Annotated in this window: 20 protein-coding genes and 1 pseudogene; 13 read left to right on the top strand and 8 right to left on the bottom strand. The window is 56.1% G+C overall.

All coding sequences use genetic code 11. The annotated features are described in order from the left end of the window. Positions 1–48: 48 nt before the first annotated feature. The 3 genes and pseudogenes from ACGS9J_RS02575 to ACGS9J_RS02565 all read right to left on the bottom strand — a co-directional run. Positions 49–252: pseudogene (locus ACGS9J_RS02575) on the bottom strand (Tn3 family transposase); the annotation flags it as partial. Between the two features lie 58 nt (positions 253–310). Beyond that, positions 311–1,636, bottom strand: coding sequence for a uracil-xanthine permease family protein (locus ACGS9J_RS02570; protein WP_442229515.1), 1,326 nt, complete (start codon positions 1,634–1,636; stop codon positions 311–313). Positions 1,637–1,692: 56 nt separating this feature from the next. Beyond that, complete coding sequence (locus ACGS9J_RS02565) at positions 1,693–2,817, bottom strand: aryl-sulfate sulfotransferase (protein ID WP_442229514.1); 1,125 nt, start codon at positions 2,815–2,817, stop codon at positions 1,693–1,695. A gap of 202 nt (positions 2,818–3,019) precedes the next feature. Here ACGS9J_RS02565 and ACGS9J_RS02560 point away from each other — a divergent pair, with 202 nt between their 5' ends. Beyond that, a complete protein-coding gene (locus ACGS9J_RS02560) occupies positions 3,020–4,030 on the top strand; it encodes a LacI family DNA-binding transcriptional regulator (RefSeq protein WP_442229513.1) in 1,011 nt (336 codons plus the stop codon). Between the two features lie 527 nt (positions 4,031–4,557). Here ACGS9J_RS02560 and ACGS9J_RS02555 read toward each other — a convergent pair. The 4 genes from ACGS9J_RS02555 to fliD all read right to left on the bottom strand — a co-directional run bounded on the left by ACGS9J_RS02555 (position 4,558) and on the right by fliD (position 7,940). Beyond that, positions 4,558–5,424: a helix-turn-helix transcriptional regulator gene (locus ACGS9J_RS02555; RefSeq protein WP_442229512.1), complete on the bottom strand. Its 867-nt coding sequence runs from the start codon at positions 5,422–5,424 to the stop codon at positions 4,558–4,560. Between the two features lie 311 nt (positions 5,425–5,735). Further along, positions 5,736–6,104 carry a flagella biosynthesis regulatory protein FliT gene (fliT, locus tag ACGS9J_RS02550; RefSeq protein ID WP_442229511.1) on the bottom strand — a complete coding sequence of 123 codons (369 nt, stop codon included), beginning with the start codon at positions 6,102–6,104 and terminating at the stop codon, positions 5,736–5,738. Beyond that, positions 6,105–6,515, bottom strand: coding sequence for a flagellar export chaperone FliS (gene fliS / locus ACGS9J_RS02545; protein ID WP_442229510.1), 411 nt, complete (start codon positions 6,513–6,515; stop codon positions 6,105–6,107). 27 nt (positions 6,516–6,542) lie between these two features. Beyond that, positions 6,543–7,940 (bottom strand): flagellar filament capping protein FliD, encoded by a 1,398-nt coding sequence (gene fliD, locus ACGS9J_RS02540; protein WP_442229509.1) that lies wholly within the window; start codon positions 7,938–7,940, stop codon positions 6,543–6,545. A gap of 281 nt (positions 7,941–8,221) precedes the next feature. Here fliD and ACGS9J_RS02535 point away from each other — a divergent pair, with 281 nt between their 5' ends. From ACGS9J_RS02535 to tcyN, 7 genes are all read left to right on the top strand, one after another. Continuing rightward, on the top strand, positions 8,222–9,496 hold the full coding sequence (locus ACGS9J_RS02535) for a FliC/FljB family flagellin (RefSeq protein WP_442229508.1): 1,275 nt from the start codon (positions 8,222–8,224) through the stop codon (positions 9,494–9,496). Positions 9,497–9,680: 184 nt separating this feature from the next. Next, the gene (locus tag ACGS9J_RS02530; RefSeq protein WP_442229507.1) at positions 9,681–10,403 is read left to right on the top strand and encodes an RNA polymerase sigma factor FliA; all 723 of its coding nucleotides are present in this window, start codon (positions 9,681–9,683) and stop codon (positions 10,401–10,403) included. Between the two features lie 58 nt (positions 10,404–10,461). Beyond that, positions 10,462–10,971: a flagella biosynthesis regulatory protein FliZ gene (gene fliZ / locus ACGS9J_RS02525; RefSeq protein ID WP_130016327.1), complete on the top strand. Its 510-nt coding sequence runs from the start codon at positions 10,462–10,464 to the stop codon at positions 10,969–10,971. 127 nt (positions 10,972–11,098) lie between these two features. Further along, positions 11,099–12,091 carry a D-cysteine desulfhydrase gene (locus ACGS9J_RS02520; RefSeq protein WP_442229506.1) on the top strand — a complete coding sequence of 331 codons (993 nt, stop codon included), beginning with the start codon at positions 11,099–11,101 and terminating at the stop codon, positions 12,089–12,091. A gap of 114 nt (positions 12,092–12,205) precedes the next feature. Beyond that, on the top strand, positions 12,206–13,006 hold the full coding sequence (gene tcyJ, locus ACGS9J_RS02515) for a cystine ABC transporter substrate-binding protein (RefSeq protein ID WP_442229505.1): 801 nt from the start codon (positions 12,206–12,208) through the stop codon (positions 13,004–13,006). Beyond that, positions 13,006–13,668 carry a cystine ABC transporter permease gene (gene tcyL, locus ACGS9J_RS02510; protein WP_442229504.1) on the top strand — a complete coding sequence of 221 codons (663 nt, stop codon included), beginning with the start codon at positions 13,006–13,008 and terminating at the stop codon, positions 13,666–13,668. Before tcyJ ends, tcyL begins: the two co-directional genes overlap by 1 nt. A gap of 3 nt (positions 13,669–13,671) precedes the next feature. Beyond that, positions 13,672–14,424 carry an L-cystine ABC transporter ATP-binding protein TcyN gene (tcyN, locus tag ACGS9J_RS02505; protein WP_442229503.1) on the top strand — a complete coding sequence of 251 codons (753 nt, stop codon included), beginning with the start codon at positions 13,672–13,674 and terminating at the stop codon, positions 14,422–14,424. A gap of 95 nt (positions 14,425–14,519) precedes the next feature. Here tcyN and putA read toward each other — a convergent pair whose 3' ends face one another. Further along, positions 14,520–18,491 carry a trifunctional transcriptional regulator/proline dehydrogenase/L-glutamate gamma-semialdehyde dehydrogenase gene (gene putA / locus ACGS9J_RS02500; protein ID WP_442229502.1) on the bottom strand — a complete coding sequence of 1,324 codons (3,972 nt, stop codon included), beginning with the start codon at positions 18,489–18,491 and terminating at the stop codon, positions 14,520–14,522. A gap of 555 nt (positions 18,492–19,046) precedes the next feature. On the opposite strand from putA, the gene putP reads away from it, so the two are divergent. The 5 genes from putP to pqqU all read left to right on the top strand — a co-directional run bounded on the left by putP (position 19,047) and on the right by pqqU (position 26,440). Continuing rightward, positions 19,047–20,531, top strand: a complete 1,485-nt coding sequence (putP, locus tag ACGS9J_RS02495; protein ID WP_442229501.1) for a sodium/proline symporter PutP — start codon at positions 19,047–19,049, stop codon at positions 20,529–20,531. A gap of 241 nt (positions 20,532–20,772) precedes the next feature. Further along, a complete protein-coding gene (gene efeU / locus ACGS9J_RS02490) occupies positions 20,773–21,618 on the top strand; it encodes an iron uptake transporter permease EfeU (protein ID WP_442229500.1) in 846 nt (281 codons plus the stop codon). An 18-nt stretch (positions 21,619–21,636) separates the two neighbouring features. Next, the gene (efeO, locus tag ACGS9J_RS02485; RefSeq protein WP_442229499.1) at positions 21,637–22,773 is read left to right on the top strand and encodes an iron uptake system protein EfeO; all 1,137 of its coding nucleotides are present in this window, start codon (positions 21,637–21,639) and stop codon (positions 22,771–22,773) included. An 11-nt stretch (positions 22,774–22,784) separates the two neighbouring features. Then, the gene (gene efeB, locus ACGS9J_RS02480; protein WP_442229498.1) at positions 22,785–24,083 is read left to right on the top strand and encodes an iron uptake transporter deferrochelatase/peroxidase subunit; all 1,299 of its coding nucleotides are present in this window, start codon (positions 22,785–22,787) and stop codon (positions 24,081–24,083) included. A gap of 212 nt (positions 24,084–24,295) precedes the next feature. Beyond that, positions 24,296–26,440, top strand: coding sequence for a TonB-dependent receptor PqqU (gene pqqU, locus ACGS9J_RS02475; RefSeq protein WP_442229497.1), 2,145 nt, complete (start codon positions 24,296–24,298; stop codon positions 26,438–26,440). The last annotated feature ends 246 nt before the right edge of the window (positions 26,441–26,686 follow it).

Raw genomic sequence — 26,686 nt, 5'->3', positions numbered from 1 at the left:
TCCTCTGCTGAACAGGGAACGACAGCTTAAGAACTGACCCTAAATACGCTTCAGGGCATCGACCGCCCTTTCCATATACAGGGTATTCCACAGCGAGATTTCCGCCGTCAGCAGAGTCAGCCCACTGGCCCGATAGCTCTGATTTTCCGGTTTTCGGTCCCTGATTTCACCCAGTCGATGCATGAATACAGCACTTGCCGGCGCGTTACGGGCTTCTCCTTTATTCAGCCCCGCCTGAACCCGCCGACGCAGTGCTGGCTCACGGAAACCAAACAACACTAGGGTTTACGGGTCAATTCGGTGTATCGGTTCAGCCTTTTAGTCGCATGGCGGCCCGCTTTTCGCTCACCAGGAATAACGAGTTGACGACGATCGCGGTGAGTGTGCCCGCCGCCATACCGTTACCCAGTATCATCTGCACTCCGACGGGGAAATTCTGGTACAGACCAGGCACCAGGATCGGCAGCATCCCCATAGCCAGACCAGTGGCCAAGGCATAGGTTTTTCCCGGATTGTGTAGCGGCTCGCGGGCAATCATATCGATGCCGATGACCCCGATGATACTGAAGACAATCACCGCCGTCCCGCAGACTACCGGACCGGGTAGACCGGCGGCAAGGCGCACCAGCGGCGAGAATAACGCAATCAGGATTAACAGCAATCCGGCAATCGCCGTGACGTGGCGTGATTTGACGTTAGTGGTGCGAACCACGCCGATATTTTCGCCGGAGGTGATGATCAATGAAGTACCGAAAATGCCGCCCAGCAGCGAAATAACGGCGTCGCCGCGGATGGTACGGGGAATGGCCTGACGGACGTTTTGTGTCGATTTGACGATCTCTGCGGTGGCAATCGTTTGCCCAGTCGCTTCAGCCATAGAAATCACCGCATAAATCAGCAGCGGCAGCGACGCTGACAGATTGAATATTGGCCAGCCAAACGGAAACAGCTGCGGCAGGCGGAACAGCGGCCCGTGGCTGACGCCGCTAAAATCGGCGCTGCCCAGCAGCATTGCTAGCAGCGTGCCCGCAAGCAGGCCGAACATGACCGACAGCTGACGCAGGATGCCGCTGAACGCCAGGGCGAAGATCAGCGTAATCAGGATGGTGACCAGCGCCAGAATAATGTTGGTGGGCTGCGCAAAGTGGTTACTGCCTGGCTGACCGATAATGAGTCCACCATACAGACGAATCAGGTTGATGGAGACCAGCAGCAGCATAATCCCGATAATAAACGGCGGGAAATGGTGCAGAAAACGGCGAAAAACGGGTAGGGCAATAAAATAAAACAGCGATGTCAAGATCACCGCACCAATTGCCGTCTGGATATTGGTCTGTAAAGCGATAGCGATGAAGATCGCGATAGGCGCGCCGCCCGGCACCATAATAAACGGCAGGCGCGCGCCGAAGCTGCCGATACCGAGGCTTTGCAGGATGGCCCCCAGCCCGCACACCAGAAAGGTGGCGCTTAGCAGCGATGTGGTGACGCCAGAGCTGAAGTGAAGCGCTTGGGCAATAAGAAAAACGGCGGTGATCGGCGTAGCGGCCACAACCAGCACGTGTTGAAGGGCCAGCAGCAGCTTGGTTTGCCAAGGCAAGGCTTCGTTTTCCGGTACGGCGGAGTCAGAATACGGCATAAATTCCTCCCAAAGACGTGAGAACTCCCCCGCCGACCCGCGCCGGCGAAGAGCGGTTATTTCAGCCACGGCAGCGCATCGGCCGCGTAGCGGTGCGCGCGGAAGGTGCTGTTTTGCTTACCGGGAATGATCCCCTTGCTAAGGTGGTCCGGATATTCATTGAAGTAAGGAATAATGTATTCCCATACCGTTTCTCCCTGCGGAGTCACTTCAAACAGTCGGCCGAAGGCGGATTCGCAGATAAAGGTATTGCCGTTGGCCAGGCGCTGAGCGCTTCCCATATAGGGTGAGAAAAAGGCCGGCGGGAAAATATCGCGATATTGCCAGCGAATAGCCTGGGTGTGCGGGTCGAACTCCAGCACCGTGGAGTGTGGCGAGGTCACGCCGGGGCGCAGGTTGCCGTTATCGAACACCAGAATAGAACCATTTTCCATCTCAATCGGGGTGTGCTGTTGGGCGACGACATCCGGCCCCACGTGCCATACCACGCTGCCGCTCTCTTTATTGACGGCAATCACCCCGGAGGTGGTGCGCAGGCTCATCAACACCAGGCCCTCGCGGGTGACCGACAGACCGTTTATCATCGGCCAGTGGCGGCGGTCGAAGATCTCATGGATCGGGAAATCTTCCGGGGCCAGATGCTCCCAGACGCGCCATTCCCATACCACTTTACCGTCGCGATTGACCTCTTTGACGACATCGCTCTGTATGACGCCGTCCGGCGCATCGCGGCGCGGATCGCCGCCGGTGACGCGAGCGGCAATTTCCGCCGGCAGTGGCACCGCCGTGGTATACAGCAGGTTACCGTTCGCCAGCCACTGCGCGTCGTGGTGATGGAAGATATCCTCATAATGCCAGACCACTTCGTTATCCGGAGTGACTTCGTAAAAATCGCCGCCGTGCCAGAGATCCCAGGCCGGATAGAGGTTGGCTGAGGTGCTGTGACTACCGTTATAGCCGAGGTTACCGTTAGGCAGCAGCACCGCATCGCGTCCGGCACGAACCGGGAGTTGCCACTGGTGCGCCACTTTTCCAAGCTCATCAACCAGATATACCCGGCCTTCGGTAGTTTGTGGGGCGAAGAGCGTATAGCCGCCGAAGCTTTTCTCCAAATCGGAGAAGATCAGCCCGCTCGGTCGACGCCCGAGGGTGAATGCAGGATCCTGAGATAGTTGTGTCACGTAGCCTCCTGAAGCGATTGGTTTCTTGCAAAATGTGCCATTAAAACGTTTTAATTAAACGCCATTAGACAGGAATGCTTGCCAGTGAGCTACGGTAAACGGCCACTTTCTTCATATGATTTTGTTATGTAATAGAGCCGAAATTCATACACTGGAAATGTGCTAACCTGAGCATAAATTTTCGGGAGGGAACGCCAGCCAGATGACTGCTCAAGATAAAAAACGCGCCAGACTCATTGATGTTGCAAGCCTTGCTGGCGTATCGCCTGGCACCGTATCTAATGCGTTACATCACCCCCGTTTTGTCGAACCTGAGACCCGGCAACGTATTGAGGAGGCGATTCAGACACTGAACTACACGCCGAATATTCGCGCCCGTCAGCTGCGTACCGGCAAAACCAACACTATTGCACTGCTTTCTTCCTTGCCGCTGACCATTGCTTCCGGAGCATCGAAGCTGGGTTTTATGATGGAAGTCGCGCTTACGACGGCGATTATGGCGCTGGAGAAGCAGCATGCGCTTATCCTGGTCCCGCCCGGGACGAACCCGCTGGACATGGTGACCTTTGATGCCGCTATTGTGCTGGAACCCGCCGAAAACGATCCACTGCTGAAGGCTTTGCAACAGGCGGGGATCCCATGCATCACTATTGGCCGCACGCCGGGAACACCGACGCCGTTACCGTGGGTGGATTTGCATTCGGAAGCGACGGCGAAAATGTTGCTGACCCACCTGCAGACTGAAGGCGCCGATTGTTGCGCGCTTTTTGTCGGGCATACGCCGCGGACTTCCTCGTTGGAAACTGAGGCAGCTTATCACCGCTGGTGTGAAGGAAGGCAGGCGCCGGTGATCTATTACCTTGATGAGCAGGAAGGGGAAGCGGCTGGCTATCAGGCCGCATGTCAGATGTTGCAGGAACATCCCGAAGTCAATGGCGTCCTGGTACTGGTTGATACTTTTGCCAGTGGCGCCGTGCGCGCTTTTCACGATGCGGCGATCGCCATACCGCAGCGGATTCGCTTAGCCACCCGTTATGACGGTATTCGCGCCCGGGAATCTTTGCCGCCGCTAACGGCGGTGAACATGCACCTCGATGAGGTCGCCCGTCAGGCCGTCACGCTACTGTTTGAAGTGCTGGCCGGACATAAGGTGATCGGCAGTCGCGGGCAGATGGCGGAACTGGTGGTCAGAGCCTCGAGCAAATTGTCGTAAGGGTCAACAAATAGCCTTAATGCACAATAATTTCCGTTTCCCAAACGGATCCCGGAAACGTCAATCGCCGGAGTAAGAGGGCAGAAACCACGATTTAACGCACATTGCCGTGCGGGGCGCAGGGATATAATTTCCGGGTTAAGGTCGATTCAATTACCGGATAAGATAATGTGTAGCAAAAGTGAACGCAGATGGCGGCTGTTCAGTATTTTAATCCTGATCATTCTAGTGGTATTAGTCAGCGTCTTAATTAAACAGAGTTAAATTAACCTGGGCCACGCAGGGTGGCCTTGCCGATTTATTTTCCCGCCAGCATCCGCATGGCGTCTTCTTCATACAGCAGGCCCAGCAGCCACAGGCCGAGCAACAACACAACCAGGGAAAATAGCAGTTTTTCGTTGAGCATGGTTTATTCACTTGAATGACTGAATGCTCGCCGATGCTATCCCACCCGGTCGTTTTGCGCCAATCTTGCCTGTATAAACAACGTTCTCATTGTTCAATGATTTAATTTACGCCTGCGGCCCTCACTCCTGGGCTTGCATCATGCTGAGATGGTCGGGGCGAATCGCCTGCGGTTCCATGGCTCGTTGATGTCCGCGAATGGCGGTGGGCGCAAAACCGAAACGTTTGCGGAAACGTTCGGCAAATCGCGAAGAGCTTTCATAACCCACGTGTTGAGCGATGGCGGAAATCGGCCAATCCGTGGATTGCAGCAACGTCAGGGCGCTGCTCATGCGCACGTCGATCATCAGGTTACGCAATGCGGTATTTTCCGCCGACAGCTTGCGCCTTAACATCACCTCGCTCATCGACAAAGTTTCCGCCACCTCGGCCGCCGTCCAGATGTTATGCGGGTCGGTCGCCAGACAACGGCGTACCCGTTGGGTTAAATTCCTGGCCTCGTTATGGATGAAGTTGATACTGAATTGTTTTAACCACAGCAGAATTTCCAGCATTTTGTGGCGAATGATTACCGTGGGGAACCGCTGTCTCAGCGCCAGTGCCAGACTGGTGGTCTCAAAACTGTGTATCAGGGCGCAGGGCAGGTTGCGCAAGGCCATCACCGCGTCAAAGGGGGGCGTTGGCTCGCTGGCAACCTCAGCCGGCGCTACGGAGAGCAACTGCGGATCGCAGGTCAATAGCTGGCAACTGAATACCCCTTCCTCAGAGAGCTCGTTAATAATATCCACGGTTTGGCCTCCGTCGATAATCAACAGCTCGCCTGCATGCGCCACCACTTCACGTTGTTGCCAACGTATGCGTTTGTGACCCTGCTGTACCAGATACAGATGCGGTTGCTCAAAATAGACTGACGGGAATAATAATTCAGTATGCTGAATGATGTGTGCCGATGCACCAATTCCGGGACAAAGATTAATTGTACGTTCCATCGATATTCATTTCGCAGCCATTATCTGAGAATATCTTTACGCTTTGATTGGCGTTGGAGCAACATCTTTCCATAGGTTGTGAAACACAACGGCGTGTTTTATCTATCAAAAATCAATTTCCTGCTGAACAGAAAACGTCCGTGTCGGAGTGGTATTTATCCGTTAAAGTGAGAGCAAAGCTCGAATTGTGCATTTTTTCTAATTACCCATTATCTGAATAATTCAAATGCCATGGATTAATCTCCTGACTTAACCGGGGAATAATAGTGCATGCTGCTCTCTATTCCGTCGTCGCCGTTATTGTTGCGAACTCAACTGATTTGCGGTTCTCCCAACAACAGGGCGCGATCGTGAAACTGACCGTAAGTGTTATTGACCACGTTCTGGCGCGTCGACTGGCCGATCAATTCTTTCAACTGATCCATGCGTTGTTGCAACAGGCGTTTTAGCTCAGTCTCGTTATCCAGGATCTGCTGCAGCTTATGGTGCAACAATTCCTGCAACGCCATTGACGGACCGGCCTGGCCGGTAAACGCGGCGGTGCTTTCCACCGCCGTCACGTAGGACAGTTCCATCTGAACCAGGTCTTCCCATCTTTGCGTCTGCGCCAGAGCGATCATTTGGCTGCTCAGGCTAAACACTTGCTGGTATGCGGCTAGCAGTTGCTGTTGACGTTCCATTTATACGGCGTCCTGAGAGGGATGATAATGGGGGCCGATCTGGCGCCAGGCGTCAGCAATATTTTCCAGCAGCTTAACCACTTCGGCGATCGCCGCTTCGTCATTGTGCAGGTTGGCCTGCATCAGGCGTCGTTTCATATAGTCATACAGCGCCGCCAGATTATCGGCCATTTCTCCGCCCTGCTGGGGGTCGAGGCCGCTTTTCAGCCCGTTATCGATAATATTGATGGCCTTCGACAGCGCCAGCCCTTTGCCGGCGATATCTCCCTGGTTCATCAGTATCCGTGCGCGTAACAGGGCGCTAAGCGCCCCGTCGAACAACATCACGATTAACTGATGCGGGCTGGCGCTCATTACGCCACTCTCCAGACTGACCTGGGCGTAGGCCTGAGTTCCGCTACGGTTATACATGCGATTTTTTACCTGGTTAAAAAGTTCTTATTTGAACTGTTGAGTTAAATAATTACCCGTACTGCCCAACTTGGACATCATGGTATCCAGCTGAACGAATTGTTGTTTATAACGATCTATGGTGTTTTGAATGCTGGCGGTCACCGTGGTGATCTGGCTGTTCAGGCGATCGAGATTGGTATTGATGCTTTTGGTCGAGTTTTCGATGATGCCGCCGGCCTTGATGTAACTCTGGATCTCGTTGTGGATCTCGGTGGCCATACCGGTATCTTTGCCGTTGCCGGCGAAGAAGTTGGCAACCTGTGCCGGTTTTTCATCGATGGCTTTGTTCAGCTTGGTACTGTCGATCTCCAGTTTGCCGGTTTTGGTGTTGGTCGAAATGCCCAGGTTACCGAGGCCCTTCAGCTCCGGGTTATCCTGCGCGGCGCTGAGTGCGCTTTTAATCGACGACTGAATGCCGCGCAGGGTGTTATCCCCCAGCAGCGCGCCGTTTTTGGCATTTTGCGCCTCGCCGGTTTTGACCGGGGTGAATTTGGTCAGCGAGTTAAAGGTATCCAGCAGCGAGTTATAGTTATCGACCCACTCTTTGACCTTGTCGGCGGTACCGGTTTTATCGGTGCTGATCACCAGATTCTGCGGCTCATCTTTCTTGGTGGTGGTTTTCAGATCGAGGGTCACGCCCTGTAGCGCATCGGTAATCGAGTTGGTGCTGCGTTTGATCTTGGTGCCGTTGACTTCGATTTCGGCATCCTGACCGGCCACGGTTTGTTTCATCGCACCGCTTTTGGTCTTGTTGTCATAATTGAGGATAGCGCCCAACTTATCGTCATTATCGACCTGAACCGAAATGGTATTTTTTTCACCGGTGGTGGTGGAACTGAGCGCCAGCTGATAGTCATTGTCACCCACCCGCATGATGCTGGCATTCACGCCGGCCTTGGCGTTATTGATCGCATCGCGCATTTCCACCAACGAGGTTTGGTCGTCGCTCAGTGGGATCTTCACTTCTTTCTGCGGATCGCCGGCGGTGATGGTGATGGCGCGGTCGCTGCTGCCGGGGGTACCCAGTTTGTCCGTCTGATTGGCAATGGGGGCCTGGGTGGTCAGCGTTTGCGGCTGAGCCAGTTTTAGCACCTCAACGCTGTAGTTACCCGCCACCGCTTTGTCCGTGGTGGTGATGGCGAACTGATCGTGCTTGCTGGCGGTGGTGTTGTTGAAAAAGGTCGGTTTCGCCAGCTCTTTGCTTAAGTTATCGAACTTTTCCAGCGAGCCTTTTAACGTACCGTAGGCGGTCAGTTGGGCGTTGTAGCTGGTTTGCTGGGTGGTGTAAGGGGTCAGACGCTGCTGCTCCGCCTTGGTCAGCTTGTCCAGCAAGCCGTTGAGGTCGAGTCCTGAGCCGATGCCTAATGAACTGATCGATGCCATTGGTAATTCTCCTTAATCATGACTTTATTCGCTTTACGCGTTTATCGGCCCAGTGGAGAAAAAGTTTACCGAAAAAATAAAAAAACGATGACGCAATAGAAGAAGGAAAAACCGCGTTATTTCTGCCATTGGTGTGAAGAGAAAAAAAAACAAAAAATTTCTAAAGGTTGCAGGGGGAGGGCCGATACCTGAGGGGACGGTGGTTGACGCCGTGGGCAAAGCAGCCCGAACCTTTTAATCCTGTTGCGAAGATCGCAACTGACACCTAAGGAAAGCATACAATGGCACAAGTAATTAACACCAACAGCCTGTCGCTGATGGCGCAGAACAACCTGAACAAATCTCAATCATCTTTGGGTACTGCGATCGAGCGTCTGTCTTCCGGTCTGCGTATCAACAGCGCCAAGGACGATGCCGCGGGTCAGGCGATCTCTAACCGTTTCACCGCTAACATCAAAGGCCTGACTCAGGCTTCCCGTAACGCCAACGACGGTATCTCTTTGGCGCAGACCACTGAAGGCGCACTGAACGAAGTTAACGACAACCTGCAAAACATCCGTCGTCTGACCGTGCAGTCACAGAACGGTTCTAACTCTTCCAGCGACCTGCAGTCCATCCAGGACGAAATCACCCAGCGTCTGTCCGAGATCAACCGTATCTCTGAACAAACCGATTTCAACGGCGTGAAAGTGCTGAGCGGCGACCAGAAGCTGACTATCCAGGTAGGCGCTAACGACAACGAAACTATCCAGATCGATCTGAAAAACATCAACTCCAAAACTCTGGGCCTGGACAAGTTCAGCGTGGCAGATCCACTCGACACCACTAAAGTGGGTGCCGCAGCTCTGACTACCACGGACAAAATGGGCGCGCCGACCATTGCTGCCGACACCAACGGCACACCGAAAGTTAGCGACGGCAAACTGTACTCCGCTGATGACGGTACTGGTACTGGTACTGTTAACTACTTCGTTAAGTCTACCGACGGTGGCATTTATGATGCAGCCGTAGATGCGACCGGTAAAGCGACCTGGGATTCAACTGCTGTGGCGACCAAACCTACTGCAGGCATGAAAGAAGCTGCTCAGGTTAAAGTGGGCACCAACCCGGTTAGCGGTCTGACCGGTGGCGATGAACTGCGCACTTACACCGATGCAGCGGGTAAAGCCGGCTACGTCGTTAAAGGCAAAGATGCTGACGGCAACGATGCATTCTTCAAAGCCTCTGTAGATTCCGCCGGTAAAGTGACCAAAGGCGTTCAACAGTCTACCGATCCTAAAACGGCTGACCCACTGGCAACCCTGGACAAAGCCCTGTCTCAGGTTGACGGTCTGCGTTCTTCCCTGGGTGCGGTACAGAACCGTTTCGATTCTGTTATCAACAACCTGAACAGCACCGTGAACAACCTGTCTGCTTCTCAGTCCCGTATTCAAGATGCCGACTACGCGACCGAAGTGTCCAACATGAGCCGTGCCAACATCCTGCAACAGGCTGGCACCTCTGTTCTGGCACAGGCTAACCAGTCTACTCAGAACGTGTTGTCCCTGCTGCGTTAATCGACTCTCCCCGATTAACCTGTCGCAAAAGAACCCTGCCTCGGCGGGGTTTTTTTATGATCGCGCGCCGCTCAGTCATTGCATGGCGCAAATAAGACCTGTTTTGTATGACTGTTCAGCCGATTGGCATTTTGCCCCCTACGGATAATAGCGCTGACTCTCTTATCCGCAGGTTTTAGACATAGTGAGCGATCTGTATACCGCCGAAGGCGTAATGGACAAAAATTCTCTCTGGTTGCGCTATGTTCCGTTAGTGCGCCACGAGGCGTTGCGCCTGCAGGTCAGGCTGCCCGCCAGCGTGGAGCTCGACGATCTGCTGCAGGCCGGAGGAATTGGGTTGTTGAACGCCGTTGAGCGTTATGACGCCATGCAGGGAACCGCCTTTACCACCTACGCGGTGCAACGCATTCGCGGCGCGATGCTCGATGAGCTGCGCAGCCGTGACTGGGTGCCGCGCAGCGTGCGTCGCCATGCCCGTGAAGTGGCGCAGGTGATGCGGCAGTTGGAACAGCGGCTCGGCCGCCCGGCCAGCGAAGTGGAAGTGGCGCAGACGCTGGACCTGCCACTGGATGAGTACCGTCAAATTCTGTTGGACACCAATAACAGTCAGCTTTTCTCCTACGACGAATGGCGGGAAGAGCATGGCGAAAGCGCGGAACCGCTGCTGGAAGGGCACGAAGAGGCCAATCCGTTACATCATCTGCTGGAGGGCAACCTGCGCCAAAGGGTGATCGACGCCATCGAGGCGTTGCCGGAGCGCGAAAAAATGGTGCTGACGCTGTATTACCAGGAAGAGTTGAACCTGAAAGAAATCGGTGCCGTGCTGGAGGTGGGGGAATCACGCGTCAGCCAACTGCACAGCCAGGCGATCAAACGCCTGCGCGCCCGTCTGGCGCACGAGAACTGACATGCATTCAACCCTAACCCTTCAACCTGATCACCATTGCGATAATCGGACTGCCTCTATGCCAGGAATATTATTAAAAAAACGGCCGCTGAGCCGTTATTTGAAAGATTACAAACACAGCCAAACCCATTGCTCCCAGTGCGGAAAGTTATTGGATCGCATGGCATTGGTGTTTCGTGGCAAGATCATCAACAAAGATGCCATTGCCCGCATGGACCAGCCGATAGACGATCACGTCTGGCTGAATGTGCAAAATGAGCTGACCGCGCTGTGCCGTTTCTGCAGTGAAATTTCCTGCAACAGCCATCCGAGCTATTTCGACATTATGGCGTTCAAACAGTATCTGTTTGAGCAAACCGAAATGAGCCACAGCACCATCCGCGAATACGTGGTGCGTCTGCGTCGGTTGGACGAAATGCTGGTGGAGCGCAATTACCCGGCGGACAAGTTCGCCAGCAATGCCAGCCATCAGCGCATCATCGAAGATTTGCCTTCTGCGGCGCACAACAATTACCGCATCGCGCTGCGCAAATACGACCAGTATCTTGCCTGGCAAAAAAGTTACTGATCTGGCTTCCCCGGCACGCCAGCCGGGGTTCTCACCCTTTCCCCATCACGAATAAAGAGTGATTATTAGCTTCACATCTGCTAAATCTATCTTTTAGATGTTGATACCTGATTCCCTGGGGGAAGTTGTGAACCTGCAACACAAACTGGCGCAATTCCCGCGCCTCGATTTAGTTGGCTGTGCCACTCCGCTCGAAAAACTGTCTCGCCTTTCAGACTACCTTGGCCGTGAAATTTACATCAAACGTGACGATGTCACGCCGATGGCGATGGGCGGTAACAAGTTGAGAAAACTGGAGTTTCTGGCCGCAGATGCCCTGCGTCAGGGCGCCGATACGCTGGTGACTGCCGGTGCAATCCAATCCAACCACGTACGCCAAACGGCGGCGGTGGCGGCCAAGCTGGGTTTGCACTGCGTCGCCCTGTTGGAAAACCCGATCGATACCCAGGAAGAGAACTACCTGACTAACGGCAATCGCCTGCTGCTCGGGTTGTTCAACGCGGAAGTGGTGATGTGCGATGCGCTGCACGATCCGCAACAGCAGTTGGCCGATCTGGCGACGCGTCTTGAAGGCCAAGGTTTCCGGCCGTACGTGGTGCCGGTCGGCGGCTCCAATGCGCTGGGGGCACTGGGTTACGTGCAGTGTGCGCTGGAAATTGCCGAACAGAGCCGGCGCAGCAATGTCGCTTTCAGCTCGGTGGTGGTGGCATCCGGCAGCGCCGGTACTCATGCCGGGCTGGCTGTCGGCCTGCAACAGCTGCTGCCGGAAACGGAACTGATCGGCGTGACCGTTTCGCGCAAGGTGATCGACCAATTGCCCAAGGTTGAGCTGATCCAAAAAGCGCTGGCTTGCTCGTTGGATATCGACGAATTGGCACCGATTACGCTGTGGGACGATTATTTCGCCCCACAATACGGCATGCCGAATGAAGAAGGCATGGCGGCGATACATCTGTTGGCGCAGCAGGAAGGGGTGTTGTTGGATCCGGTTTACAGCGGCAAAGCGATGGCCGGTTTGATCGACGGCGTAGCCCAGCAGCGTTTCCGTGATGAGGGCCCGATTCTGTTTATTCACACCGGCGGTGCACCGGCGTTATTCGCCTATCATCCACAGGTGTGAGTACGCTTTGTTATTCCATTTTGAACTATATTTATAAGGTTATATTCCTTCAAGCAGGCGGTCACACTGTTAAAGTGCTGATATCAAAAAAGATAAACCACATATGGGGTGTTTATGATCTTTTCCAAAGTTCGTCGTCAACTGCTGCTGGGCGTGATGAGCGTTGCGCTGACGGCCGGTTTGAGCACGCAGACCTATGCCGCCGATAACCTGTTGCAGCAGGTGAAGCATCACGGGACGCTGGTTGTCGGGCTGGAAGGCACTTATCCGCCGTTCAGCTTCCAGGGGGAAGACGGCAAGCTGGCCGGCTTCGAAGTGGACTTCGCCAATGCGCTGGCGCAGCATCTTGGCGTTAAAGCCAAACTGAACCCGACCAAGTGGGACGGCATGCTGGCGTCGCTGGATTCAAAACGCATCGACGTGGTGATCAACCAGGTGACCATTTCCCCGGAGCGTCAGAAGAAATATGATTTCTCCACGCCTTACACCGTCTCCGGTATTCAGGCGCTGGTGAAGAAGGGCAATGAAGGCACCATCACCAAGCCGGAAGATCTGAAGGGCAAGAAGGTCGGTGTCGGCCTGGGCACCAACTACGAACAGTGGCTGCGTGACAATGTGCAGGGTGTTGATGTTCGCACCTACGATGATGACCCGACCAAATACCAGGATCTGCGCGTAGGCCGTATCAACGCCATTTTGGTTGACCGTCTGGCAGCGTTGGATCTGGTGAAAAAAACCGGCGATACGCTGGCGGTAGCCGGCCCGGCGTTCTCTCGTCAGGAGTCTGGCGTGGCGGTGCGTAAAAACAACCCGGAACTGCTGGCCGCGATTAACCAGGCGATTGCCGAAATGCAAAAAGACGGCACCCTGGCGAAAATCTCCGAGAAATGGTTTGGCGCGGACGTAACTAAATAATGCACGAAAGTATCCAACTGGCGCTGGATTCAGCGCCATTTTTATTGCGGGGCGCGATCCTCACTCTCCAGCTCAGTCTGGGGGGCATGGCGCTCGGTTTACTGCTCGGTTTTCTGCTGGCGCTGATGCGCCTTTCGCCGTTATGGCCGCTGTCATGGCTGTCGCGCATCTATGTGTCGCTGTTTCGCGGCACGCCGCTGATTGCCCAGCTGTTCATGATTTACTACGGTCTGCCGCAGTTCGGCATCGAGTTTGATCCCTTCCCGGCGGCGCTGATTGGCCTGTCGCTCAATACCGCCGCCTATACATCGGAAACCCTGCGTGCAGCGATTTCGTCGATCGAAAAAGGGCAGTGGGAAGCGGCAGCCAGCATCGGCATGACCCGCTGGCAGACGCTGCGTCGGGTGATCCTGCCGCAGGCCGCCCGCACCGCATTGCCGCCGTTGGGCAACAGCTTTATCGGTCTGGTGAAAGACACTTCCCTGGCGGCGACCATTCAGGTACCGGAACTGTTCCGTCAGGCGCAGCTGATCACCTCGCGCACGCTGGAAGTGTTCACTATGTATCTGGCGGCCTCGCTGATTTATTGGGTGATGGCGACCCTGCTTTCTGCGCTGCAAAACCGTCTGGAAACCCACGTAAACCGCCAGGATCAGGAGTAACGCATGAGTGCCATCGAAGTGAAACAACTGACCAAGCAGTTTAACGGTCAAACGGTGCTGCATGGGATTGATCTGGAGGTCGGCGCCGGTGAGGTGGTGGCAATTATCGGGCCCAGCGGCTCGGGAAAAACCACCTTGCTGCGCAGTATCAACCTGCTGGAGGTCCCGGACTCCGGCACCATTCGTGTCGGCGATATTCTGATCGACGGTAGCAAGCCGTTGAGCAAACAGAAAAAACAGGTTCGCGAATTGCGTCAGCAGGTGGGTTTCGTGTTCCAGAACTTCAATCTGTTTCCGCACCGTTCGGTGCTGGAGAACATTATTGAAGGCCCGGTCATCGTTAAAGGTGAATCGAAGGCCAGTGCGGAGCAACGCGCACGGGCACTGTTGGCCAAAGTGGGGCTGAACGGCAAAGAGGCTGCTTATCCGCGCCGTCTTTCCGGTGGGCAGCAGCAACGGGTGGCGATTGCCCGAGCGTTGGCGATGCAGCCGGAAGTGATCCTGTTTGATGAACCGACTTCTGCGCTCGACCCGGAGCTGGTGGGCGAGGTGCTCAACACTATCCGTGCGCTGGCGGAAGAAAAGCGGACTATGGTGATCGTCACGCACGAGATGAGCTTTGCCCGCGACGTAGCCGACCGCGCCATTTTTATGGACCACGGTCGCATTGTCGAGCAAGGCCCGGCGAAAGAACTGTTCGCCAATCCGCAGCATCAACGCACCCAACAATTCCTCGACAAGTTTTTGAATCAGTAACCTGTAAAGGCCGAACATGTTCGGCCCACCGGATGTTGGCCAAGAAAAAAGGGCACAGCCATTACGCTGTGCCCTTGGGCTGATTAGTGAGGTCGTTAACCAATCGTCATCAGGCTGGCGTTACCGCCGGCGGCTGCGGTGTTGACGCTGAGCGAGCGTTCGATCAGCAGGCGTTCCAGCAGGATGTTGGTTTCGCCGTGGGCGAAGCCCTGCACTGAAACGATCGCGCCGCTGCGCTGGGCGATTTGCTCGCACAGGGTGCGCAACTGATCGGCGTCGCCGTGGTAAATGGCGGCATCAAACTCCACCTTGTCCTGCTGCCAGTCTTTGCTGAAGCTGATGCTGGCCTGAACCGCAGCCGGCAGGCGGCGATACAGGGTGCGTTGCAGTTCGGCTTCCGGCCACAGCACGCTGCTGCCTACCGCCAGGACGGCAGCCAACTGAGTCAAGGCATCGGCCTCGTTATCGGCCAGGCACAGTACTCGCTCACGCGGCAACAGAGCGTAGGTGTTGCGTTCGCCAGTCGGGCCAGGCAGAGGACGCAGGGTGCCACCCTGGCCCAGCTCGGCGTAACGCTGCGCCAGCGTCACCAGGTCGCGTTGGTTTTCGGCCACTGCCCACTGCTCCAATGCCTGATAGGCTTTGAGCAGCTGTGGACGTGCGGTGGCTTCCAGTGGGCGTTCTTGGTCCTGACGGTTCAGGGTGCGTTGCACCGCATCATCCGGACGGTTGGCCAGCAAGCGGTACAGGTACAGCGGACCACCGGCTTTAGGACCGGTGCCGGACAGACCTTCGCCGCCAAACGGCTGCACGCCGACCACGGCACCGACCATGTTGCGGTTAACGTACAGGTTGCCCACCTTGGCGCGTTCGGTCACGCGGGCAATGGTTTCATCAATACGGGTGTGAATGCCCAGCGTCAGGCCGTAACCGGCGGCGTTGATCTGATCGACCAGCGATTCCAGATTGCTGCGTTGGAAGCGGACCACGTGCAGCACCGGGCCAAAGATCTCTTTTTGCAACTCGTCAAAGCTGTCCAGTTCGATCAGGGTTGGCTTGATAAAGGTACCGCGAGACCACTCTTTCTCATCCTGCACGTTGCCTTTCGCCGCTTGATAAACCTTGCGGCCCTTGGCGCGCATCGCCTGGATATGACGTTCGATGCCGGTTTTGGCCTCGGCGTCGATCACCGGCCCGATGTCGGTAGACAGACGCTCCGGGTTACCCATGCGGCATTCGGCCATCGCACCGCGCAGCATTTGCAGCGTATGTTCCGCCACATCTTCCTGAATACACAGGATGCGCAGGGCGGAGCAACGTTGGCCGGCGCTGTCGAAGGCGGAGGCGACGACGTCAGTCACTACCTGTTCAGTCAGGGCGGAAGAGTCGACGATCATGGCGTTCAGACCCCCGGTTTCGGCGATCAGCGGCGTTGGGCGGCCTTGCGGATCCAGACGGCCGGCGATGCTGCGTTGCAGGATGCCGGCAACGTCGGTGGAGCCGGTAAACATCACGCCACGTACGCGGGCGTCATTAACCAATACCGAGCCGACGCTTTCGCCCTGGCCCGGCAGCAGTTGCAATACGCCTTGCGGAATGCCGGCTTCCAGCAGAATGCGCACCGCCTGTGCGGCGATCAGCGGCGTTTGTTCTGCCGGTTTGGCCAGAACGCTGTTGCCTGCCGCCAGCGCTGCGGCAATCTGACCGGTGAAGATGGCCAGTGGGAAGTTCCACGGGCTGATACAGACGACCGGCCCCAGCGGACGGTGGCTGTCATTGGCGAAATCATCGCGCACCTGGCCGGCGTAGTAATGCAGGAAATCGACCGCTTCACGCACTTCGGCGATGGCGTTGTTAAAGGTTTTACCCGCTTCGCGCACCAGAATGCCCAACAGGGTTTGCAGCTGGCCTTCCATCAGTTCAGCGGCGCGTTCAAGGATAGCGGCGCGTTCGGACGGTGGAGTCGCGAACCAGATTGGCCCGGCGGCGGCAGCGGCGTCGAGCGCCCGGCTAACTTCGCCTTCGGTGGCTTCACGCACGTAACCGACGATATCACCCGGCTCGGCAGGGTTAAAGACCGGTTGTTCCACGCCCTGATCAAGTTCGGCGTCGATAATCGGTTCTGCACGCCAGGGTTGGGTGGCGCTGGTCAGCAGGGCGCTGGACAGGGAAGCCAGGCGTTGTTCGTTTGACAGATCCAGGCCGCTGGAGTTGGTGCGTTTCTCGCCATACAGTTCGCGCGGCAGCGGGATACGCGGGTGCGGCAGGCCCAATTGGCCTTCGCTGGCGGCCAGGGCTTCGACCGCGCTGACCGGATCGGCAACCAGCTCGTCGAGCGGTAGCGTGGTGTCGGCGATACGGTTAACGAACGAGGTGTTGGCGCCGTTTTCCAACAGGCGACGCACCAGATATGCCAGCAGCGTTTCATGGGTGCCGACCGGGGCATAGATGCGGCACGGACGGTTCAGTTTGCCGTCGGCCACTTTGCCCACCACTTGCTCATACAGCGGTTCGCCCATGCCGTGCAGGCATTGGAACTCATACTGGCCTGGGTAGTAGTTGTTGCCCGCCAGATGATAAATCGCGCTCAGGGTATGGGCGTTATGGGTAGCGAATTGCGGATAAATCAGGTTCGGCACCGCCAGCAGTTTGCGGGCGCAGGCCAGGTAGGAAACGTCGGTGTAAACCTTGCGGGTGTAGACCGGGTAGCCTTCCAGTCCGTCCATTTGGGCGCGCTTGATTTCGCTGTCCCAGTAGGCGCCTTTAACCAGACGGATCATCAGGCGACGGCGGCTGCGTTGCGCCATGTCGATGACGGCGTCGATGGCGAACGGACAGCGTTTCTGATAGGCCTGGATCACGAAGCCGATCCCGTTCCAACCGGCCAACTGCGGCTCAAAGCACAGCTTTTCCAGCAGATCGAGTGAGATCTCCAGACGGTCGGCTTCTTCGGCGTCGATATTGATGCCGATATCGTATTGACGCGCCTGCAGGGTCAATGACAGCAGGCGAGGGTAAAGCTCTTCCATCACGCGTTCGTACTGCGCACGGCTGTAGCGCGGATGCAATGCGGACAGTTTGATTGAAATGCCCGGGCCTTCATAGATGCCGCGGCCGTTAGAGGCTTTGCCGATCGCATGGATTGCCTGCTGGTAGGACACCAGATAAGCCTGCGCATCGGCTTCGGTCAGGGCGGCTTCACCCAGCATGTCGTAGGAATAGCGGAAACCTTTGTCTTCCAGCTTGCGGGCGTTGGCCAGCGCTTCGGCGATGGTTTCGCCGGTCACGAACTGTTCGCCCATCAGGCGCATCGCCATATCCACGCCTTTGCGGATCAGCGGTTCGCCGCTCTTGCCGATAATGCGGTTCAGCGAGCGGGACAGGTTGGCTTCGTTATGGGTCGACACCAGTTTGCCGGTGAACAGCAGGCCCCAGGTGGCGGCGTTAACGAACAGCGATGGGCTGCGCCCCAGGTGGGAATGCCAGTTGCCGTTGCTGATTTTATCGCGGATCAGAGCATCGCGAGTGGGTTTGTCTGGAATACGCAGCAGGGCTTCCGCCAGGCACATCAGCGCCACGCCTTCCTGTGAGGAGAGCGAGAACTCCTGCAGCAGGCCTTGCACCATACCGGCGCGGCCATTTGCACTCTTTTGGTTACGCAACTTCTCGGCGATGTCGTAAGCCATCTTATGGGTGGCTTTGGCAAGATCGGCAGGTAATCGCGCCTGTTCGAGCAACATCGGCACCGCTTCGGTCTCAGGGCGACGATAGGCCGCGGTGATCGCTGCGCGGTTAACCGACTGCGGCAGAATTTGTTCTGCAAATTCAAGGAATGGCTGGTGGGACTCTTCCTGCACTTGCGGCATAATGTCGTCCGCTTCGGCCTGGCCGGCGGCGGCAAGTGCTGGAATTTCAGGGATATCGGAACCGTTCTCGAGACGTTCGAGATAATTAAAAATGGCCTGTTTGATCAGCCAGTGCGGCGTGCGATCGATACGCTGTGCGGCGCTTTTGATTCGATCGCGAGTGGCCTCGTCGAGCTTCACGCCCATTGTGGTAGTGCCCATGCCAATCCAACTCCTGTGTTAAGAACCTATCCCATCAGGCTATACAAACTGCGGGCCAGATAGGCTGCTGGGATAGGTTCGTGCGTTGTGTGCTGTGATGAATGCAGACAATATCCAGCATGTTGCAACTTTGTGCAACCGTGTTAAATCAGGCTGATGAGCGAAGTGTGAGTTCCATCGATTTTTTAACATCAATAACCGGCATGGTTCTTGCTGTGCCTGTGAGTCGGGGTGGTAAGGATACCGCGTTCAAGCCGGTTATCCCTGGCATGATCAGGGCTAACGCTAAACGTGTATGAGGTGCAACTCTGTTTGAGGGTGAGAGGTGTAACCCCAAAAGTGGTTAAATGTGACGCAGGGTAAACTTTGTGTAACTTTGTTGTTAAATGTCTTGTTGGATAATCAACAGGTCATCTAGGATAGCCGACGGTCAGACAATTGCGGGAGGAAACTAATTTCACTCGCGGGGGGGCCGCATTTCGCCACGTTCCGGCGGATTGGCAAGCAGTAACTATCGCAATACAGCGCGAAATAATAACGAGAGTGGAGAATTTCATGACAATGAGCACACCGATGCTGGTGACCTTCCTGGTGTATATCTTCGGGATGGTAATCATCGGCTTACTTGCCTACCGGGCAACCAATAACTTTGACGACTACATTCTGGGCGGTCGTAGCCTGGGCAGCGTGGTGACCGCGCTCTCCGCCGGCGCATCGGACATGAGCGGCTGGTTGCTGATGGGCCTGCCGGGTGCCATCTTCCTGTCCGGCATTTCCGAAAGCTGGATTGCCATTGGCCTGACTATCGGCGCTTACCTTAACTGGAAACTGGTGGCGGGGCGGCTGCGTGTTCATACCGAAGCCAACAATAACGCCCTGACACTGCCGGATTACTTCACCAGCCGCTTCGAAGATAACAGCAAGCTGCTGCGGGTGATTTCCGCCATTGTCATCCTGGTGTTCTTCACTATCTATTGTGCTTCCGGCATCGTGGCCGGCGCGCGCTTGTTCGAAAGCACTTTTGGCATGAGCTATGAAACGGCACTGTGGGCCGGTGCTGCAGCCACTATCCTCTATACCTTTATCGGTGGATTCCTGGCGGTGAGCTGGACCGATACCGTGCAGGCCAGCCTGATGATTTTCGCGCTGATCCTGACCCCGGTGATTGTGGTCTTCGCGGTAGGCGGCATCGATACCTCGATGCTGGTGATCGAAGCGCAGAACCCGGCCAATATCGATATGCTGAAAGGCCTGAACTTCGTGGCCATTCTCTCGCTGCTGGGCTGGGGGCTGGGTTACTTCGGTCAGCCACACATTCTGGCGCGCTTTATGGCGGCGGACTCTCACCGCACTATCCGCAGCGCACGCCGCATCAGCATGACCTGGATGATTTTGTGCCTGGCGGGCACCATCGCCGTCGGCTTCTTCGGCATTGCCTACTTCGCCAATAACCCGGATCAGGCGGGTAACGTGTCGCAAAACGGCGAGCGCGTGTTTATCGAGCTGGCGATGATCCTGTTCAACCCATGGGTGGCGGGCATTCTGTTGTCGGCGATCCTGGCGGCGGTAATGAGTACCTTGAGCTGCCAACTGCTGGTGTGTTCAAGCGCGATCACCGAAGACCTGTACAAAGCCTTCCTGCGTAAAGGGGCCAGCCAACGTGAGCTGGTATGGGTAGGGCGCCTGATGGTGCTGGTGGTGGCGTTGGTGGCTATCGCGCTGGCGGCAAACCCGGAAAACCGCGTGCTGGGTCTGGTGAGCTACGCCTGGGCCGGCTTCGGTGCCGCCTTTGGTCCGGTGGTGCTGATCTCGGTCATGTGGTCACGCATGACCCGTAACGGGGCGCTGGCCGGTATGCTGGTCGGTGCGGTGACAGTGATCGTCTGGAAACAATTTGCCTGGCTGGATCTGTATGAAATCATCCCGGGCTTCCTGTTTGCCTGTATCGCCATCGTGGTGGTGAGCCTGATGGGCCGTACGCCATCTGCGACCATTACCGAACGTTTCGATCAGGCGGAAGCCGAGTTCAAAACCGTTTAATCCTCTCGTATCGCAACTCACCAAGGGCGCTTAATGCGCCCTTTATTATTTCGTTTTCTGTCCTCTGCCAGAAACAACTGGCGACATTTGATTAGAAAAAATCACCCTTGCCGCTCTTGTATTTCTTCCAGCCAGAATGATAATCACTATCGTTGTGTTTTACTTTTCTTTACATTGGCGTTGTCGCCATTCCCGGCGTGCGGACGCTCCGCAGCAGAGACCTTTTTAGGGGTTATTATTTATGTTTGTTCCCTTCCTTATCATGTTCCGTGAGGGGCTGGAGGCGGCGTTAATCGTCAGCCTGATTGCCAGCTACCTGAAACGCACGCAGCGGGGTCAATGGTTAGGCGTGGTATGGATAGGGGTGATCGTCGCCGCTGCCCTGTGCCTGGCGCTCGGCATTTTCATCAATGAAACCACCGGCGAATTCCCACAGAAGCAGCAAGAGCTGTTCGAGGGCATTGTTGCGGTGGTGGCGGTGTTGATCCTCACCTATATGGTGTTCTGGATGCGTAAAGTGTCCAAATCGGTCAAGGTGCATCTGGAAGGTGCCATCGACAATGCGCTCAATTCCGGCAAAGGCCAGGGCTGGGCACTGGTGGCGATGGTGTTTTTTGCCGTGGCCCGCGAAGGGCTGGAGTCGGTGTTCTTCCTGCTGGCGGCTTTCCAGCAAGACGTTGGCGTTGAGGCGCCCATCGGTGCGGTGCTCGGTCTGGTGGCCGCCATTGTGCTGGGCATGATGATTTACTGGGGCGGCGTGAAGCTGCACCTGGCCAAATTCTTCAAGTGGACCAGCCTGTTTATCCTGTTCGTTGCCGCCGGTCTGGCCGCCGGGGCGATCCGCGCCTTCCACGAAGCCGGGTTGTGGAACCACTTCCAGGATATCGCCTTTGATCTCAGCAATCATCTGTCGACCCATTCCCTGTTTGGCACCCTGCTCGAAGGCATCTTCGGCTACCAGGAAACGCCGACGGTGAGTGAAGTGGCGGTCTACTTCTTGTATCTGATCCCTGCGCTGATTTTCTTTTTCCTGCCGCAGCGTGCGCAACCGGTCACGGTTTCGGCGCAACGTAAAATCAATCATTAATTTAATAGGGAATCTTGTATGTCTACTCCGTTATTCCGCCGCAAGGCGTTGCACGCAGCATTACTGGCTCTCCCGGCGTTCGCGTTAAGCGCCCATGCCCTGGCGGCGGACGTGCCGCAGGTGAAGATTACCGTTAACGACAAACAGTGCGAGCCGATGCAACTGACGGTGCCGGCCGGTAAAACCCAGTTTGTGGTGCACAACACCAGCCAGAAAAACGTGGAATGGGAAATCCTGAAAGGGGTGATGGTGGTGGAAGAGCGTGAGAACATTGCGCCGGGCTTCACCCAGAAAATGACCGCCAATCTGGAAGCGGGCGAATACGACATGACCTGCGGGCTGCTCAGTAATCCTAAAGGCAAGCTGATCGTGACCGCAGCGGCCGGTGCCGCCACCGACGGTAAACCGAATGCCATGGATCTGGTTGGGCCAATTGCCGAATACAAAGTCTACGTCACCAAAGAAGTGGAAGGGCTGGTCAAGCAGACCAAACTGTTCACCGATGCCGTAAAAGCCGGCAACGTGGCCGAGGCGCGTAAACTCTATGCACCGACCCGTCAGCACTACGAGCGGATTGAACCGATCGCCGAACTGTTCTCTGACCTGGACGGCAGCATTGACGCCCGTGAAGACGATTACGAGAAAAAAGCCGAAGATCCGAAATTCACCGGGTTCCACCGCCTGGAGAAAGCGCTGTTTGCCGACAACAGCACGAAAGACATGAGCAAATACGCCGATCAGCTGTACCAGGATACCCTTGAGCTGCAAAAACGCGTGACCGACCTGACCTTCCCGCCAAGCAAGGTCGTGGGCGGCGCAGCGGGCCTGATCGAAGAAGTGGCGGCGAGCAAAATCAGCGGTGAAGAAGACCGTTACAGCCGTACCGACCTGTGGGATTTCCAGGCTAACGTTGACGGCGCGCAGAAAATCGTTAACCTGCTGCGCCCGCTGTTGGTCAAGGCCAACAAGCCGTTGCTGGACAAGATCGACGCCAACTTTAAAACCGTTGATACCATTCTGGCGAAGTACAAAACCAAAGACGGCTATGAGTCTTACGAGAAGCTGACCGATGCCGATCGCAATGCCATGAAAGGGCCAATCACCACTCTGGCGGAAGACTTGTCACAACTGCGTGGCGTTCTGGGTCTGGACTGAGGCAAAGCATAATGAGTAACAAGATCGGCCCGGAAAACGGGCCGCATCCACAACCGGAAGGCGCAGCGTCACCGTCGCGCCGCCGTTTGCTGCAGGGATTGGGACTGGGGGTGCTGGCGTTGGGCAGCAGCCGTTTGGCTCAGGCGGCAGATAAAACTGCACAACCGCCGGCGGTAGCCAAAGATGAACGCTGGCAGAAGCAACCCTTCTACGGTGCGCATCAGGCCGGGATCCTCACGCCGCAGCAAGCGGCGATGATGCTGGTGGCGTTTGACGTGCTGGCCGGCAACAAGCAGGATTTGGAGCGGCTGTTTCGGCTGCTGACCACCCGTATTGCATTTTTGACTACCGGCGGCAAAGCACCTGAAGTGGATCCCAAGTTACCGCCACTCGATTCGGGCATCATGGGGCCGGAGATCTATCCGGATAACCTGACCATCACCGTGTCGGTCGGCACCTCGCTGTTCGATGAACGTTTCGGCCTGCAGGCGCACAAACCGCTGCGGCTGCAGAAAATGACGCGTTTTCCTAACGATTCGCTGGACGCCAGCCTGTGTCACGGTGATTTGGTGTTGCAGATTTGCGCCAATACCAATGAAACTGCTCTCCACGCACTGCGTGACATTATCAAGCACTCGCCGGATCTGCTCAGCGTGCGTTGGAAGCGGGAAGGGTTTATTTCTGCCCATGCCGCACGCAGCAAAGGCAAAGAAACGCCGATCAACCTGCTGGGCTTCAAAGACGGCACCGCCAACCCGAAAACCGACGACAAACCGCTGATGGATCAGGTGGTGTGGGTGGCCGATAACGTCGGGGAACCGGCATGGGCGGTGGGGGGCAGCTATCAGGCCGCGCGTATTATCCGCTTCCACGTGGAGTTTTGGGACCGTACGCCGTTGCAAGAGCAGCAAACCATCTTTGGGCGTGAGAAGCACAGCGGCGCGCCACTGGGCATGAAGCATGAGCACGACGAGCCGGACTACGAGAAAGATCCGGAAGGGAAACTGATCCCGATGGATGCGCACATTCGCCTGGCAAACCCGCGCACGCCGCAAACCCAGAGCAATTTGCTGCTGCGCCGGGGTTACAGCTATTCCATCGGCGTGTCCAATTCCGGTCAGTTGGAAATGGGGCTGCTGTTCGTCTGCTACCAGGCCGATCTGGAGAAGGGCTTCCTGACGGTGCAAAAACGTCTCAACGGCGAGGCACTGGAAGAGTATGTCAAACCTATCGGTGGCGGTTATTTCTTTGCGCTGCCCGGGGTGAAAGACAGCAATGATTATCTGGGCAGCGGCTTGATGAAAGCCTAAGCCTCACTTCACCAGGCGGGGGATCCCCGCCTTATTATTGCTAGTGTCTGTCACCAACAGCGGTTAATTAAAATCAACCCTGGCCTTGCGAAATTGAGAGGCCGGTCTTTAATTAGTCTAACTATTTTCATTTATTGTTAAAAGCATTAACATATCAGCCATAACGTTCCAAATGGTTCATATTTTTCGATCCCTTAAACGGCACTCTCCTGATGAAAAGCACTCATAAAAACCGGCTGGCAGTTTCGGCCCTGGTTATTCCTGCCTTACTGCCTGTCAGCGCCTTGGCGCAGGACAAGGATAGCGAACAGACCATGGTGGTCACGGCCAAACGCAGCGGTCTTTCAGAACTCTCTACCCCGGCTGCCGTCAGCGTGGTAAGTGGCGATCAAATCCGTGAGGCCAGGCCGCAGATCAACCTGTCGGAAAGTTTGGGCAGCGTGCCTGGCCTGCAAATACAGAACCGCCAGAACTATGCGCAAGATTTGCAGCTTTCGGTGCGTGGTTTCGGCGCTCGCTCGATGTATGGCGTGCGCGGCGTGCGTATTTATGTCGACGGTATTCCGGCCACCATGCCGGATGGTCAGGGGCAGACCTCGAATATCGATCTTAACTCGGTTGAAAAGGTGGAAGTGCTGCGCGGTCCGTTTTCCGCGCTCTACGGCAACGCGTCCGGCGGTATGGTGAATGTGGAAACCGAAACCGGCCAACAACCCACCCGCCTTGAGGCCAGTTCGTACTTTGGCAGCTACGGCACCTGGCGTTACGGCGTCAAGGCGACCGGGGCAACCGGCGACGGCACCCACGCCGGCGACGTTAACTACACTATTTCCGGCACCCGTTTCACGACTCAGGGCTTCCGCGATCACAGCGGCGCGCAGAAAAACCTCGGCAATGCCAAGCTGGGCGTACGCATCGACGATGTCAGCACGCTGACGTTGCTGTTCAACAGTGTCGATATCAATGCCAATGACCCGGGTGGCCTGACGAATGCGGAATGGCACGATAATCCGCGCCAGGCCCCGCGCGCCGATCAGTACAATACCCGCAAAAGCACGTCGCAGACCCAGGCCGGGTTGCACTATGAGCGCCAGATGGGTGCCGATGATGACCTGAGCATCATGATGTACGCCGGTGAGCGTGAAACCACGCAGTATCAGTCGATCCCGGTCGCCGTACAGCAGCGCAGTGCGCAGCATCCGGGCGGGGTGATTGACCTGACGCGTCACTACCAGGGGATTGATACCCGCTGGACGCACCGCGGTAAGCTGGGTGTACCCTATACCCTGACCGGCGGGCTGGACTATGAAACCATGACCGAGCAGCGTAAAGGCTATGAAAACTTTACCCAGGTTAACGGCGTAACCGAGCTGGGTACCGAGGGGGCGTTGCGCCGCAATGAGCGCAACCTGATGTGGAACCTGGACCCTTATCTGCAAAGCTCGTGGCAGTTGACGCAAAAACTGACGCTGGATGCCGGTGTGCGTTACAGCACCGTCAATTTCGACTCCAACGATCACTACGTTACCGGCAGCAACGGCGATGACAGCGGCAGCGCCAGCTATCATCAATGGCTGCCGGCCGGCTCGCTCAACTATGCGGTAAGGAGCGGCTGGAACCTGTATCTGTCCGCCGGTCGTGGCTTTGAAACGCCGACCATTAACGAGCTGTCGTACCGTTCCGGCGGTCAGGCCGGGCTCAACTTCGGTCTGAACCCTTCGACCAGCGACACGGTGGAATTGGGCAGCAAAACGCGTATCGGCAATGGTCTGTTGACCGCTGCGATTTTCCAGACCGACACCCGCAACGAAATTGTGGTGGATGAAAGCAGTAACGGGCGCTCCAGCTACAAAAACGCCGGGCAGACTCGTCGGCGCGGGCTGGAACTGGCGCTGGACCAACAGTTCGCCTACGACTGGCGCGTGCAGTTGGCCTGGACGTTGTTGGACGCGCGCTACCGTGACGATGTGTGCGGCGACAGCCAGTGTTCGGCGGGCAATATGGTCCCCAGCGGCAACCGTATGCCGGGCATTGCGCGCAACATGGGCTATGCCTCGCTGGCCTGGTCACCGCCGGAAGGCTGGTATGCCGGTGCAGAGGTGCGCTACATGAGCGATATCGAAGTTAATGACGCCAACACCGAACAGGCTCCGGCCTACACCACAGTAGGCTTAAATACCGGTTACCGTTATCCGCTGGGCAACTGGATGCTTAATGTGTTCGGCCGGGTGGATAACCTGTTTGACCGACAATATGTGGGTTCGGTGATCGTCAATGAAGGTAATGGCCGTTACTACGAACCAGCACCGGGCAGAAACTGGGGCGGTGGGGTGAGCGTTTCTTATACCTTCGAGTAACCCTTGGGGGCGTTTACCCCTCTAATCAATCAGTATCAGGGCGGGAGCTTTCCCGCCTTTTTTATTTATAAATTTTGAGGGAAGTGCAGTTTTTTGTTTGTGCAAAAATTAATCAGGAAACCAAAATGTCATCCGTGAGTTTTAATCATAACTTGATGATATTTAAGCATATAAAAAATACATTGAATGACGTAATCGGCGTGATATAGTGTTCTTGCGGCGTCTAAAAACAAAAAAGATTAAATT

This window comes from Serratia quinivorans (genome assembly GCF_052113645.1).
In the GTDB taxonomy this organism is placed as follows: Bacteria; Pseudomonadota; Gammaproteobacteria; order Enterobacterales; family Enterobacteriaceae; genus Serratia; species Serratia quinivorans_B.
Note: the sequence above shows the minus strand (reverse complement) of the source record. Positions and strands in the feature narration are given on the sequence as shown.